Genomic DNA, 13,423 nt, shown 5'->3' on the forward strand with positions numbered 1-13,423 from the left:
AGCGCCGCGCAACTGACCGACCGGCGACTGTTCCCATCGCACCGAACCGCACGTCACCTGAACGAACGGATGCTTCATGATCGACGCAATCATCGCCGGCTGCGGTCCCACCGGCGCGACGCTCGCCGCCGAGCTGCGGTTGCACGGCGTGCGGGTTCTCGTGCTGGAGAAGGAAACCGAGCCGGTCCCGCTGGCCCGGATCGTCAGCCTGCACATCCGCAGCCTCGAGCAACTCGCGATGCGCGGGCTGCTGGAGCGGCTCCTGCCGCACGGACGGCAACGTCCGGTCGGCGGCATTTTCGCTGGCATCCCCGCACCCCCGCCCGCGGACCTCGACACCGCGTATCTGCTGGGCATCCCCCAACCGGTCGTCGTCCGGGAGCTCGAGGAACACGCCATCGAACTGGGCGCGGAGGTCCGGCACGGCTGCGCGATCGCCGGGTTCGAGCAGGACGAGGACGGAGTGACCGTCGAACTGGCTGACGGCGAACAGCTGCGAGCGAAGTACCTCGTCGGCTGCGACGGCGCGCGCAGCACCGTGCGCAAACTGCTCGGCGTCGGCTTCCCGGGCGAACCCTCGCGGACCGAAACCCTGATGGGCGAGATGCCCGCGTCCGCGCCGCCGGAGGAGATCGCCGCCAAGGTGGCCGAGGTCCGGCAGGCCAACAAGCGGTTCATGCTGGGGCCGGTCGAGGAAGGCGTCTACCGCGTCGTGGTACCTGCCGCCGGGCTCAGCTCCGAACCGCCCGTTCTCGAAGACTTCCAAGAACAACTGCGCGCCCTCGCCGGCACCGATTTCGGCGTGCACTCCCCGCGCTGGCTGTCCCGCTTCGGTGACGCCACCCGGCTGGCCGACCGATACCGCGTCGGCCGGGTGCTGCTGGCAGGCGACGCCGCGCACATCCACCCGCCCACCGGCGGACAAGGCCTCAACCTGGGCGTGCAGGACGCGTTCAACCTCGGCTGGAAGCTCGCCGCGCAGATCCGCGGCTCGGCCCCCGACTCCCTGCTCGACACCTACCAGGCCGAACGCCATCCGGTCGCCGCAGACGTCCTCGACAACACCCGCGCCCAGATGGAACTGTCGTCCGCCGAAGCAGGACCGCGGGCCGTGCGCAAGCTGCTCGCCGAACTGATGGACATCGATGAGGTCAACCGCCGCCTGATCGGGAAAATCACCGCGATCGACCTCCGCTACGACTTCGGCAAAGGCCCCGACCTGCTCGGCCACCGTCTCCCCGACCTCGACCTCAAGCAAGGCCGCCTCTACGACCGCCTCCACCAGGGCCGCGCACTGGTGCTGGACCGCACCGAACGACTGACCGTCGACGGCTGGACAGACCGGGTCGACCTCCTCGCCGACCCCGCCGCCGCCCTGGACGCCCCGGCCGTCCTGCTCCGCCCCGACGGCTACATCGCCTGGATCGGCGAGGACCAGCAGGAGCTGAACCACCAGCTCGCCCGCTGGTTCGGCCGGAGTGCTGCATAACGGGGGCGTCGCCGGAGCCAGCGGGAACCGGGCTTCCCACCCGTTGGTTCGGCAAGCTCGCTCCTTCGCGACCGCGCTGCCGCGCCCCGCTCGGACCGATGAGAAGCCGCACGCCCTCAACCACCCCGCCCGCTGAACGAGCAGCCCTCAGACCGGCGAAGGCGAGACCTCAACGACCTGGCCGCCGAAAGCCACCCGGACCAGCAAAGGCGATTCCTTAACCGCCACACCCGCTGAAACCAGCCCTGGCCAGGGAAGGCAAGGCTGCAGCCTCGCACGATGCAAGACCACGCCTGAATCGGCGGAGGCGACACCGAAACCACCCCGCCCACAGAAAAACCACCCCGGACCAGCGAACGCAAGACCTCATCCGCCCGCCGTAAAACGCACCCGCTGGACCAGCGAAGGCACGACCTCAACCTCACACGATGAAAGACCACGCCTGGACCGGCGAAGGCAAGACCACAACCACCTCACCCACAGACCCCCCCCCGAACCAGCGAAGACAAGACCTCAGCCGCCCGCCCCCAAGCGCAGCCCCTGGACCAGCGAAGGCCAAACCCCGCCCGCCGGTCCCCCGGACAACCCGCCCTCTGCCGCATAATCGCGACGTGCCGCTCACCCTCGATCTGAGCACCGGCGACCTCGCGGGCACCAGGCTCGCCGTCTCGCCGCTGTCCGAAACTGTCTCCGGCCTGCAGACCCTCGCCGGGTGCTGGGGCCGGACGCGGCACGAACGCTGGGCCCGCTGGGCGACGGCAGAGCTCGCCGCGCGGCCGCTGGACCTCCGGCGGACCTGGCCGTTGCTGGTCACCGGCCGGGCCAGTTGGCCGCAGTTCCTCCTGCCCGCCCCGGCGCGCGCGGCTAGCACGATCGACGAGGCGCTCGCCGCGATATGCCGGACCACCCCGGGCGAGGTCCGGCGAAGTCTGCATGGCGTCTTCGGCGATCGCCTGTCGGGCCCGGCGCAGGCGCTCGCCGACGACCCTGCGGCTGGGTTGCGCGCCATCGCTGCCGAACTGCGTCAGGCGCACGACCGCCTGATCGCACCGCACTGGGGCCGGTTGCGCGCGGTCCTCGACGCCGACATCGCCTACCGCGCCAAACAGTGGGCCGACGGCGGCGCGGGCCGTCTGTTCACCGACCTGCACGCCAGACTGAACTGGCACGACGGCCGCCTCGTCCTCGACGGCGACAACCGTCCTTCGCCCGGACGCCCTGCCGGCGGGCTGGTCCTCTCCCCCGTCGTGCTCGGGCCGCCGTGGGTGATGATCAAACTGCACACCACCACCCAGACCACGATCCGCTACCCGGCGCGAGGCAGCGGTGCACTGTGGACAGCCGACGAGCGCCGTCCCGCCGGGCACGCGGTCCGCCTTCTGGGCCGGCGTCGCGCCGAACTCCTGGAGGCGCTGCGCTCCCCCGCCACGACCACCGACCTCGCCGAAGCCTTGCACGTGTCGCCGAGCGCGGTTTCGCAGCACCTCCGGGTCCTGCGCGACAACGGGCTGGTCACCAGGCAGCGGTCCGGCCGCACGGTCCGCTACCGCACCACCGAGCAAGGAATCCGCCTCCTGAGCCCCTGCTCGCCGACGCATCAGCACCCCGAGGCGCGTCCAGGATCGGATCCCACGACCGAGGCACAAATGTGACAACTCCACTCCGGATGCCACATCTCCGGAGTACGATCTCGCCGACCGCGACCAGCCTCGCGGAGAGGGGAAGCGGCGCGGATGAGCGACTGGCGGGTGCCCGGGTTCACTGAGGTCGACGTGCTCGGCGTGGGCGGCTTCGGCCGCGTCGTGCTGGCCAAGCACCAGGAATCCGGCCGGATGGTGGCGATCAAATACCTCCTCGCGGAGTATCTCGCCGACCCGGACATCGCGGCCGGGTTCCGGCGCGAGGCGTGGTTGCTGTCCGGCGTCCGCAGCCCGCACGTCGTGCGGTTGTTCGACTTCGTCGAAACACCGCAGGGCGCCGCGCTGGTGATGGAGGCCGTGCCCGGCGTGTCCCTGCGCGCGCTTCTGGCGACGGAGAACGTCCTCGAACCGGAATCCGCGCTGGCCATGCTCAAGGGCTCACTGCTCGGACTCGCCGACGCGCACGCCGCCGGGGTCGTCCACCGCGACTACAAACCGGGAAACGTGCTGGTGTCGCAAGAAGGCCAGTCGAAACTGGTCGACTTTGGACTGGCCACTTTGGACGGACACAATGGACTGACCGCCGGGTCGCCGTCGTACATGGCACCCGAGCAGTGGGCCGGACAACCGGGCCAGCCCGCCACCGACGTGTACGCCGCCACTTGCGTGTTCTACCAATGCATCACCGGACACCAGCCGTTCGAGGCGACCACCACGGACGAACTGCGCTCGCTGCACCAGATGGCGCCGGTGCCGCTGGACGCGGTACCCGAGAAACTCCGTCCGCTGATCGCGCGCGGCATGGCCAAGGACCCGGCGTGGCGACCGTCCACAGCGGACGCTTTCGTGTCCGAATTGGAAACCGTCGCCCGCAAGGCCTACGGAAAGAACTGGGAGAAGCGCGGCTGGAAGCGCCTGGCCGCCGCGTCCGCCGCCCTGACCGCGCTCACCCCGCTGGCCCTCCTGGCCACCGCGGGCACCGCCGCCGCGCCGATCGGAGCGGGCGCCGGGGCGGTCGCGGCCGGAGCCGGGGTGCCGACCGCCACGGGCACCGGAGCCGGGGCGACCGCGGTGATCGTCGGCAAGGTCGTCGCGGTGCTGGTGGTCGTCAGCGCACTGGTCACCGGCGGAATCCTGGTCTTCAACCGCCAGGACGACCCGCCCGCGCCCGCGGCGCTCACCGTCGCGATGCAGACCGATTCCGGCCGCGACCAAGCGCTCCCGATCACCTACGACCTCCAGTATCCGCAGGTGTCCGGCGGACCGGACGCCGCGGTGCGGAAACGCGTCAACGACGCTTTGCGCGCCCCGATCGACAAACGGCTGAAGGCCATCCGCGACGCACGCGCCAATCCGGACTGGCGGCAGCAGTTCACCGACACCGGGGACACGCCCGCGGCGCACACGACCGCGCAGATCCTGCTGCAGACGCCGAGCCTGCTTTCCGTTCGCTACGACCACGGTCTCGATTCGAATGTCCTCTCCCACACGACCTGGCGTTTCCCGGAAACCGTGAACGTCGACCTCGCCACCGGGAACCCGCTCGGCCCTCAGGACATGTTCCGGCCCGAAGCGCTGACCGCGGCCGGGATGAAAACGCTGACCGACCGCATCGACCCGCACACCCAGTCCGGTTTCTGCCGGGAGCCGACCGTCGGCTACGACGAAGGCCGGAAAACCACCGTCGACGCGGCGGACCGGGTTCCCGGCCGCGGGCACGTGCCCGCGACGCCGATCGGATTCACCAAGACCGGGGTCCAGTTCGAAATGGTGTGGTACGAACTGGGATGCGTCATGGCGGCCGGGAAAGAAACGGTCGTCCTCCCCTATTCCGAGATCAGCGACCTGCTGCAACCGAAATTCCTGGCAATGCTGGGCATCGGAGCGACTTCCCCGGCGCCCTCGACGCCGTCTTCGTCCGCCCCGGCGGCCAGCACCACCTACACCAACCCCCGGTTCGGCTTCACCACACGCGTTCCCCAGGGATATACCGCGACGCCGTACAGCCCGGAAAACGGCGACGGAATGACGTTCGCCAACAAGCCACTCCACGCGACCATGACCGTCTGGGGCACCAACTCAGGCGGCCGCACTGTCGCCGCCGCGCTGGCCGACGCGGCCGCCGAGACGGAAGCACAGTCCGGCCGGGTGACCTACCGCAAGGACGAAGGCGACCACTACTCGATTTCCGGCTATCAAAGCGACGGAATGATCTTCTACGAGATAGGTTTCTCCGGCCCCGGGTCGACGGCGACACTGCGCTGGGTCTATCCGCGCGAGCACAAAACCGAACTCGACGCGCCGGTGAGCACTACCGCGGAGGCCTTCCGTCCGGGAGACCTCTCCCAGCCGCACTGACCCTCGGCCGCGAAAGGAATCAGCCGAGACCGAGCAGCGCGTCGGCATTTCCGTGGGCGATCTTTTCCTGATCCTCATGGGAAAGATGCGATTCGGTCAGGAACGACACGGTGCCCTCGTTGCCGAGCATCGGGAAATCGACGGAATGGAGGATCCGGTCGGCGCCGACTGTGTCCGCGCAGTACCGGAGCTGGGCCTGGCTGAACATGCCGCTCGGGGTGATGAACACGTTGTCCCGGAAGTACTCGCGGAAGGTCCGGTCGAGCTTGGTCATCCGCCGGGGCATGCTCTCGTCCAGCCGGTCGAGGTAGAACGGGACGAATTCGCCCCAGTGGCCGAGGATGAACTGCAGCCCCGGATAACGGTCGAGGACCCCGGTCAGCACCAGGTGCAGGAAGTGCGCGGCGGTTTCCTGATGCCACCCCCACGCGGGGAGCCGGAGCGCCGCCGACACCGCGGGCGAGAGCCCTCCGGCGTAGCTGGCCTCGCTGACCGCCACCGGCGGCGGGGCCGGGTGCAGGTAGATCGGCACGGACAGGTCGCTGGCGGCGCGCAGAATGGGATCGAAGCGCGGCTCGTCCAGGAATTCGTCGTCGGTGCGCCCCATGATCATCGTGCCGACGAAGCCCAGTTCACCGACGCACCGGCGCAATTCGTCCGCCGCGGCGGCGGGGACGGCCGTCGGCAGGGTGGCGAACGCGGCGAACCGGCCGGGAAACGCCGCGACCGCTTCGGCCATGGTGTCATTGGCCGCGGCGGTCAATTCCGGTGCGACGTCCGCCGGAAGGAAAGTGTTGACCAGCGAGAGAACCTGCGTGGTGATGCCGTGCCGGTCCATGTCGGCGATCCGGGCGGCGCCCAGGTCCGCCAGGAGTTCGGGATGCCGCGGGTAGGGCATCCCGGTGTCGGGGTCGAACGCCGCGGCGTAGCCGGGCACGTGGTTCAGCAGATTCGGCATGCCGGCGGCGGTCACCGCCGGGTCGGTCCAGTGTTCTTCGAGCGTGACAATCCGCATCGCTGCCCCTGTTCGTCGGTCTGTCCCTCCACGATGGCCCCGAGCGAGCGATAAGCTCAAACACTTGTTTCTGATTCACTGATCAGTCCGGCTGATAGGAGACGGGATGGAACTGCGGCACCTGCGCTATTTCGTCGCGGTGGCCGAGGAGGGCGGGTTCAGCGCGGCCGCGCGCACGCTGCACGTCGTCCAGCCCACGCTGAGCATGCAGATCCGGGACCTGGAGCACGAACTCGGCGGGCCGTTGTTCGAGCGCACCGGACGGCGGCCCCGGCTCACCCCGGCCGGCCAGGCGTTCCTGATCGAAGCGCGGCAGGTGCTCGCCCAGGCCGGACGCGCACAGGACGCGGCGCGGTCCGCCCTGCGCGGCGAGACCGGGAGCGTCCGGATCGGCGTGGCGGGCGCCGTGGTGTTCGGCGGCCTCCTGGCCGGTCTGATCCGCGAGTTCCACGAGGCACGCCCGCTGGTCCGGATCGAGCTGCGGGAGGCGGGGCCGCAGGTTCAGCGCACCGCGATCCTCGCCGGCGAACTGGACGTCGGTTTCAGCGCGCTCCCGGCTCCGCCCGGCGAACCCCGGCTGGCCTCGGCTCCGGCCAGCTCGGTGTCGTTTCTGGTCGCGCTGCCCGCGGGGCACCGCCTCGCCCGGCACCGGACGCTGACCGTCGAGCAGCTCGCCGGGGAGGAACACATCGAGTACATCATCGGCGACGGCGACCTCGCGCCGCCGTGGCCGCGTCGGCGCGAGGCGGACCCGCCATCCCGTTTTCGCGCCGACAGCACGCTGAGCGTGCTGGCACTGATCGCCGCGAAGGTGGGCATCGCGGTGGTCCCGGCGGGCGTGGAACGGGCCGCGGTTCCGGAAGTCGTGTACCGGCCGTTGGCCGAACCCGGCCGCGCGACCGACTTCCACTTGTTGCACCGCAGCACCGAACCGGCACCGGCGGTGGCCGCTTTCGTCAACACCTGCCGTCAGCCGTCGGCGCTCCGGCCGGGGCTTCCGGGCCGGGCGGATCCGTGAGACAGCCGGTTGCCTCAGGCGCGCGATGCGGCTCCGCGTGCGCCGAGGGAAACCCTTGAGGGGCAAGACTTTCCCGACGTCTCGGGTGCGAAATCCAGTGGACGGACGCCGGACGGCGTGGTTCGATCGAGGCGAACGTCCCGGGCCGCGCCGGGCGCCTGACCGAGAGACTTGCCTTTGCCCGCAACGCACTCCGCCGACGAAACCTTGGTCAAGCGCCTCCTGATTGCGCAACTGCCCGAACTGGCCGCCCTCCCGCTGTCGCGGCTCGAACCGGCCGGTTCGGACAACGTCCTCTACCGGCTCGGGGACGAGTTGTCCGTGCGCCTGCCGCGCGGCGAGTGGGCGGCGGGGCAGCCGGAGAAGGAATCCCGGTGGCTCCCCCGGCTCGCGCCGCACCTGCCGCTGGCGATTCCCGAGCCGGTCGCGCTCGGGACGCCGGGCGAAGGCTATCCGTGGCACTGGTCGGTGTCCCGCTGGCTGCCGGGCTCGCCCCCGGACATCGGCGGGCTCGCCTGCCCGGCCCGGATCGCGACCGAACTGGCGCGGTTCGTCGCGGCGCTCCACCGGATCCCCGCCGATCCCTCGCTCGCCGCCGGACCGCACAACGGGTTCATCGGCGCACCGCTCGCCCGCCGGGACGCCGAGACGCGCGCCGCGATCGCCGGGACCGCCGACGTCTTCGACCGCGCCGCACTGACCGCGGTCTGGGACGCCGCGCTCGCCGCACCGCCGTGGCCGCACCCGCCGGTGTGGGTGCACGGCGACCTGCACCCGGGCAATCTCCTGCTGGCGGACGGACAGATCAGCGCCGTCCTCGACTTCGGCGGACTAGGCGTCGGCGATCCGGCTTGCGACGCGCTGATCGCATGGACACTCCTCCCGCCTTCGGCTCGGGAGATCTTTCGCGCGGAGTCGGGCCTCGACGAGGACAGCTGGACGCGCGGGCGCGGATACGCGTTGAGCACCGGACTCAACGCGTACACCGCTTATGCGGCAACGAATCCCCGTGTGGCCGCGAGCGCGAAGTACCAGATCACGGCGACGCTGGCGGACCTCAAGCGAGCCTGATTCCGCACCCAGCTCGCCGATATCCGACAAATCCGGCACGCGCTGTTGCTCCATTCGGATGATCGACAACTTTCTCGCCCGGCATCCGCCCCCTGTCGCACCTAGCCTCGACGGACCCGGCGGCCGCAGACTGTCCCGCGTCAGCGAGGCCCGGCTCCGCGGCCGGTTCCGACATCGTTGTCGGCGGGGCGGCGCCGCGGGACGGCACGGCTGGACGAGAGGAAGATCGATCGATGGCTGATCGGATCACCGAAGAGGGCCAAGGCAACCCGGAGAGCCACGGCGAGGCGGCCTCGGGCGAGGCAGCGGCGGGGAATGCGGTCCCGGCGGAGGCTGCCGAGCGCACGGCGACTCCGGCCGAAGCCACCTCGCGCACGACGTCCCCGGCCGAGTCGGGCGCAGGAGGCGCGACCGCACACGCGACGGCACCGGGCGAGGCAACCGACCGCACGGCGACCCCAGCCGAAGCCACCTCGCGTACGACGCCCCCGGCCGGATCAGGCGCAGACCCGGCGGCACCGGCCGAGGCAACCAACCGCACGGCGACCCAGGCCGAGTCGAGCGCAGGAGGCGCGACCGCACACGCGACGGCACCGGGCGAAGCAACCGACCGCACCGCGACCCCAGCCGAAGCCGCACCGGGCAAGGCGGCCGCAGGCGAGGCGATCTCAGGCGAAGCCGCCACCCCCGTGCACACAGCCCACGCCACCCCAGGCACAGCCGAACCGCCCGCGCACACCCCCGAAGCAACCCCGCACGACACCACCCCGGGCAAAGCAGCAACCTCCGCCAGCGACCCCAAAAAGCTGCGCTCCCGGCACATCACCATGATCGCCCTCGGCGGGATCATCGGGGCCAGTCTCTTCGTCGGCTCCGGCAACGTGGTCCGCGCCGTCGGGCCCGCCGCCGTCGTCTCCTATCTCATCGGCGGGCTGCTCGTCTTCCTCGCGATGCGGATGCTCGGCGAGATGGCCGCCGCGCGGCCCGCGATCGGGTCGTTCATGGAGTACGCCCGGGTGGGGCTCGGCGAGTGGGCGGGATATCTCGTCGGGTGGCTCTACTGGTACTACTGGATCGGCGTGATCGCGTTCGAGGCGGTCGTCGGCGGGTCGGTGCTCGGCGGGTGGTTCCCGGACGTGCCGCAGTGGGTGTTCTCGGTGGTGCTGCTGCTGTTCTTCACCACCACGAACCTGGTGTCCGCGCGGTCGTTCGGCGAGGTCGAGTACTGGCTGGCGAGCATCAAGGTCGCCGCGATCATCGTGTTCCTCGCGGTCGGCGCGCTGTTCGCGTTCGGGCTCTGGCCGAAGGCGAGCTTCTCGATCCCGAACCTCTGGCAGCACGGCGGGTTCGCGCCGAACGGCTGGTGGCCGGTGCTCAGCGGCGTCGCGATCGTGATTTTCTCCTACTTCGGCACCGAGATCGCGGTGATGGCGGCGGCCGAGTCCGAGGATCCGGCCAAGGGCGTGCGGCAGGCGGTCGTCACGGTGATCTGGCGGATCCTGCTGTTCTTCGTCGGCGGCGTGCTGCTGATCGTCACCATCGTCCCGTGGAACCAGCTGCCGAATCCCAAACAGGAGGGGCCGTTCGCGCACGCCTTCACGCTGTTCGGGCTGCCCGGCGCCGGTCTGGTGATGAACGCGGTCGTGCTCACCGCCGCGTGTTCGGTGCTCAATTCCGGGCTCTATTCCGCCGGACGCATGTTCTCCGCGCTCGCCGAGAAACGGCTGGCCCCGCGCGCGGTGGCGAAGAAGAGCAAGTCCGGCGTGCCGGTCGTCGCGGTGGCGGCTTGCACGATCGGCGGGTACATCGCGGTCTTCGTCAACTTCGTCGCGCCCGACTCGGGCATCTTCGACTTCATCATGAACTCCGCCGGACTGGTCGCGCTGTTCGTGTACTCGTTCATCGCGTTCACCCAGATGCGGATGCGGCACAACATGACGCCGGAGGAACGCGCCGGGCTGAAGCTCAAGATGTGGCTGCACCCGTGGCTCGGCATCCTGACCGTCGTCGGCGTCGTGGCGATCATCGTGGTCATGCTGCTGACCGACGACTCCGCCCGCACCCAGGTGTGGACCAGCATCGTGTCGCTGGCCGTGATCGCCGCGTTCTGGCCGCTGGTGCGCAGGCAACTGCGCAAGAGCGCCGCGAAGGAGAACTGAGGACTCCGGGCGGCCGGAGGACAACCCGGGAACGCGCGGCTTAGGCTGTCGCGGTGACTGCGCCGCAGGTGATCGCCGGACGCTACCGGCTCGAGGAACGCCTCGGGGCCGGCGGGATGGGTGTCGTCTGGCGGGCGAGCGACCTCGAACTGCGCCGGACGGTCGCGCTCAAGCGTTCCCTCGACGGCGACGAACCGCAGATCCGCCGCGAGGCCCGGCTCGGCGCGGCGCTGCAGCATCCGAACATCGTCGCGGTGTACGACTCCGTTTCCGACGGCACCGACCGCTGGCTCGTCATGGAGTACCTCCCGGCGCGCAGCTTGGCCGAGATCGTGCACACCGACGGCGTCCTCGCTCCCGAACGGGCCGCGGCGATCGGTGTGCAGATCGCGTCCGCGCTCGCCGCGATGCACGCGCGCGGCATGGTGCACCGCGACCTCACGCCGGGCAACGTCCTGGTCGCCGACGACGGCACCGCCAAACTCGCCGACCTCGGCATCTCCCGCGGGCACGAGGTCACGCTCACCGACAGCGCCCGCGTCGGCGGCACCGCCGGGTACCTCGCGCCGGAGGTCGCGAACGGCGAAGCGGCCACCGCCGCGTCGGACGTCTTCTCGCTCGGGGCGACGCTGTTCGCAGCTGTCGAGGGCGATTCTCCTTGGGGCAGCGGGGAAAACGGGCCGTTCGCACAACTGCGCCGGGCCGCGGAAGGAACTCCTGAGCCGCTGCGCAACGCTCGTGTGCTCGGGCCCGCGTTGCAGGCAATGCTCAGCCGTCAGCCGGAAAAACGCCCGACCGCGGTCGAGGTCGAGACCTTCCTGCGCGGTGCGCCAGTGCCGCGAGCGGCGAAGAAATCCCGGCGTCCCGTGATCATCGGCGCGGCGCTTGGCGCGGTTGTCCTTCTGGCGGCCGGGTTTCTGATCTTCACCCGCGACGACGCCCCGCCCGCGAACGCGACCGCCGCGCCGCCGGCGCAAGACCTGTTAGGCGACCCGCACACCGCGGATCCGTGCTCGCTGCTGTCGGTGAATTCGCTGAGCCAGTACGGCAAAGTGTTCCTCGAACCGAACCTCGGCACGTTCGCGCGCTGCGACCTGAACACGAGCCTGCCCGACCGCAGCGGCACGATCGTGACCAGCCTGGAACTGTCCGAACCGGAGCAGTACCCGCAGGTGCCGCCGGTCCGGGGGAAGCTCGGCGAGATCCGGCGGCCGAATCCCGACGCCGGGAAATGCCGTCGCTCCTTCACACTGCCGGACCTCTCGGTCGTCACGGTGAGTTCGGTCCGCTCCGACGGCGCGGCCGCACCGCAACTGTGCGCGATGGCGGACGCCGTCGTCGGGGACGCCTACGCGCGCGTCGCCCGCGGCCCGATCGCCCGCCGGGCCCAGCCGTTCCAGCCGGGTTCGCTGGCGCGGACGGACGCCTGCACGTTGGTGGACGACGCCACGCTCCGCCGGACCGTCGGTCCGGACTACCCGGTCGACCGGCATTTCGCGAACTGGGCCTGCTCGTGGGGACACGACGCGAAGTCGGTCGACCTGTACTACGACCGCCAGTGGCCGCTGGCCGAGGATCCGCCGGACGGCCAGACGCGCACGACCGTCGGCGGACACCTCGCGTACGTCGATCCGCATGAGAGCGAAGGCGACACCTGCGACGTCACCCTCGTCCACCGCACCTACTCGCCGACCCTCCCGCCGCTCGAAGGCACTCCCGAACAACGAGACGAAGTCGTACTCGTCGAGATGACCGACGAAGCCAGCAAAGGAAACCTCACCGCCATCTGCGACACAGCGAAATCTGTCGCCGCGGTCGTCGCGACCCGCCTGCCCTAGAACGGACGGCCGCTCAGCGAACGCCGCGAGATCGGGAAGTCGAAGTAGGTGTCCGGGAACGTCTCCGGCTGGAACGTGTAGTGCCACCATTCCTCGGGCAGGTTCTTGAACCCGGCCCGCTCCAGTCCGTGCAGCAGGAGCATCCGGTTGTCCCGTTGTTTCCCGACGATCCGCGGGTCGAGGGTGTGCGCGAGGGTGTCGAAGCAGTCGAAGCCGGTGCCCATGTCGATCGAGTTGTCCGGGAATCGCTCGGCTTTCGGGCCGTAGCACGGGGTCAGCGGCTCGCCGGGGCGGTACGGCCGGGTCGGGAACGCGGGGAGCCGGACGAGCGTCAGGTCGACCGTGCTTCCCCGGCTGTGGCCGGATTTCGCCGCGATGTAGCCGTCCGCGAAGAGCCGGTCCTTCTCCACGCGCGGGTAGAACTCGTCCTTCATCCGCAGGTCGGACAGGTCCTCGGCCCAGCGCACGAAGTTGTCGACCGCGCGCTGCGGGCGGTAGCAGTCGTAGACCTTGAGCGTGTAGCCCTGGCGCAGGAACGACAGCTGCGCCTTGTGCAGGGCGACGGCGGCGTCCCGGGTCAGGATGCACATCGGCTGCCGGTACCCGTCGACCGGCGCGCCGGTGAAGTTGTGCGGCGTGATGTACCGGATCTCCTGCACGATGGTCGGATCGACGTCGCGCAGGGCGACGAATTCGTGCGGTGCCTTGGGCTCCGGTGCGGCCGGCGCCGGCGGTGCGGCGACGAGACAGGTCAACAGGCTCATCGCGGCGACTGCCAGGCCGCGCATCATCTTTCCGCGCATAGCCGGATTGCTTACCACAAGATCGCGCCGAA

9 protein-coding genes are annotated in these 13,423 nt (G+C 70.3%); 7 read left to right on the forward strand and 2 right to left on the reverse strand.

What is annotated here, in order from left to right; translation table 11 throughout:
• Positions 1-76 precede the first annotated feature (76 nt).
• From EIZ44_RS22540 to EIZ44_RS22550, 3 genes are all read left to right on the forward strand, one after another.
• On the forward strand, positions 77-1,489 hold the full coding sequence (locus tag EIZ44_RS22540; RefSeq protein WP_134731018.1) for an FAD-dependent monooxygenase: 1,413 nt from the start codon (positions 77-79) through the stop codon (positions 1,487-1,489).
• 611 nt (positions 1,490-2,100) lie between these two features.
• Positions 2,101-3,141, forward strand: a complete 1,041-nt coding sequence (locus EIZ44_RS22545; protein WP_134731020.1) for an ArsR/SmtB family transcription factor — start codon at positions 2,101-2,103, stop codon at positions 3,139-3,141.
• Positions 3,142-3,222: 81 nt separating this feature from the next.
• The gene (locus EIZ44_RS22550; RefSeq protein WP_134731022.1) at positions 3,223-5,487 is read left to right on the forward strand and encodes a protein kinase domain-containing protein; all 2,265 of its coding nucleotides are present in this window, start codon (positions 3,223-3,225) and stop codon (positions 5,485-5,487) included.
• Between the two features lie 19 nt (positions 5,488-5,506).
• On the opposite strand, the gene EIZ44_RS22555 is transcribed toward EIZ44_RS22550, so the two are convergent.
• Positions 5,507-6,502: an amidohydrolase family protein gene (locus tag EIZ44_RS22555; protein ID WP_134731024.1), complete on the reverse strand. Its 996-nt coding sequence runs from the start codon at positions 6,500-6,502 to the stop codon at positions 5,507-5,509.
• 106 nt (positions 6,503-6,608) lie between these two features.
• Here EIZ44_RS22555 and EIZ44_RS22560 point away from each other — a divergent pair, with 106 nt between their 5' ends.
• The 4 genes from EIZ44_RS22560 to EIZ44_RS22575 all read left to right on the forward strand — a co-directional run bounded on the left by EIZ44_RS22560 (position 6,609) and on the right by EIZ44_RS22575 (position 12,588).
• Positions 6,609-7,520 carry a LysR family transcriptional regulator gene (locus EIZ44_RS22560; RefSeq protein ID WP_134731026.1) on the forward strand — a complete coding sequence of 304 codons (912 nt, stop codon included), beginning with the start codon at positions 6,609-6,611 and terminating at the stop codon, positions 7,518-7,520.
• 171 nt (positions 7,521-7,691) lie between these two features.
• Positions 7,692-8,591, forward strand: coding sequence for an aminoglycoside phosphotransferase family protein (locus EIZ44_RS22565; RefSeq protein ID WP_134731028.1), 900 nt, complete (start codon positions 7,692-7,694; stop codon positions 8,589-8,591).
• Between the two features lie 233 nt (positions 8,592-8,824).
• Positions 8,825-10,750 (forward strand): amino acid permease, encoded by a 1,926-nt coding sequence (locus tag EIZ44_RS22570; RefSeq protein ID WP_439098615.1) that lies wholly within the window; start codon positions 8,825-8,827, stop codon positions 10,748-10,750.
• Between the two features lie 53 nt (positions 10,751-10,803).
• Complete coding sequence (locus tag EIZ44_RS22575; protein WP_134731030.1) at positions 10,804-12,588, forward strand: serine/threonine-protein kinase; 1,785 nt, start codon at positions 10,804-10,806, stop codon at positions 12,586-12,588.
• Here EIZ44_RS22575 and EIZ44_RS22580 read toward each other — a convergent pair.
• Entirely contained in the window at positions 12,585-13,391 is an 807-nt protein-coding gene (locus tag EIZ44_RS22580; RefSeq protein WP_134731032.1) for a M15 family metallopeptidase, read from the reverse strand. The genes EIZ44_RS22575 and EIZ44_RS22580 overlap by 4 nt on opposite strands.
• Positions 13,392-13,423 lie beyond the last annotated feature (32 nt).

It is taken from the genome of Amycolatopsis nivea (assembly GCF_004522235.1).
GTDB classification, from domain to species: domain Bacteria; phylum Actinomycetota; class Actinomycetes; order Mycobacteriales; family Pseudonocardiaceae; genus Amycolatopsis; species Amycolatopsis nivea.

Bases quoted from the DNA above. Each gene is read 5' to 3' on its own strand.
- EIZ44_RS22540 (WP_134731018.1), top strand. From the start codon at position 77: ATGATCGACGCAATCATCGCCGGCTGCGGTCCCACCGGCGCGACGCTC.
- EIZ44_RS22570 (WP_439098615.1), top strand. From the start codon at position 8,825: ATGGCTGATCGGATCACCGAAGAGGGCCAAGGCAACCCGGAGAGCCAC.
- EIZ44_RS22580 (WP_134731032.1), bottom strand. From the start codon at position 13,391: ATGCGCGGAAAGATGATGCGCGGCCTGGCAGTCGCCGCGATGAGCCTG.
- EIZ44_RS22555 (WP_134731024.1), bottom strand. From the start codon at position 6,502: ATGCGGATTGTCACGCTCGAAGAACACTGGACCGACCCGGCGGTGACC.
- EIZ44_RS22550 (WP_134731022.1), top strand. From the start codon at position 3,223: ATGAGCGACTGGCGGGTGCCCGGGTTCACTGAGGTCGACGTGCTCGGC.
- EIZ44_RS22560 (WP_134731026.1), top strand. From the start codon at position 6,609: ATGGAACTGCGGCACCTGCGCTATTTCGTCGCGGTGGCCGAGGAGGGC.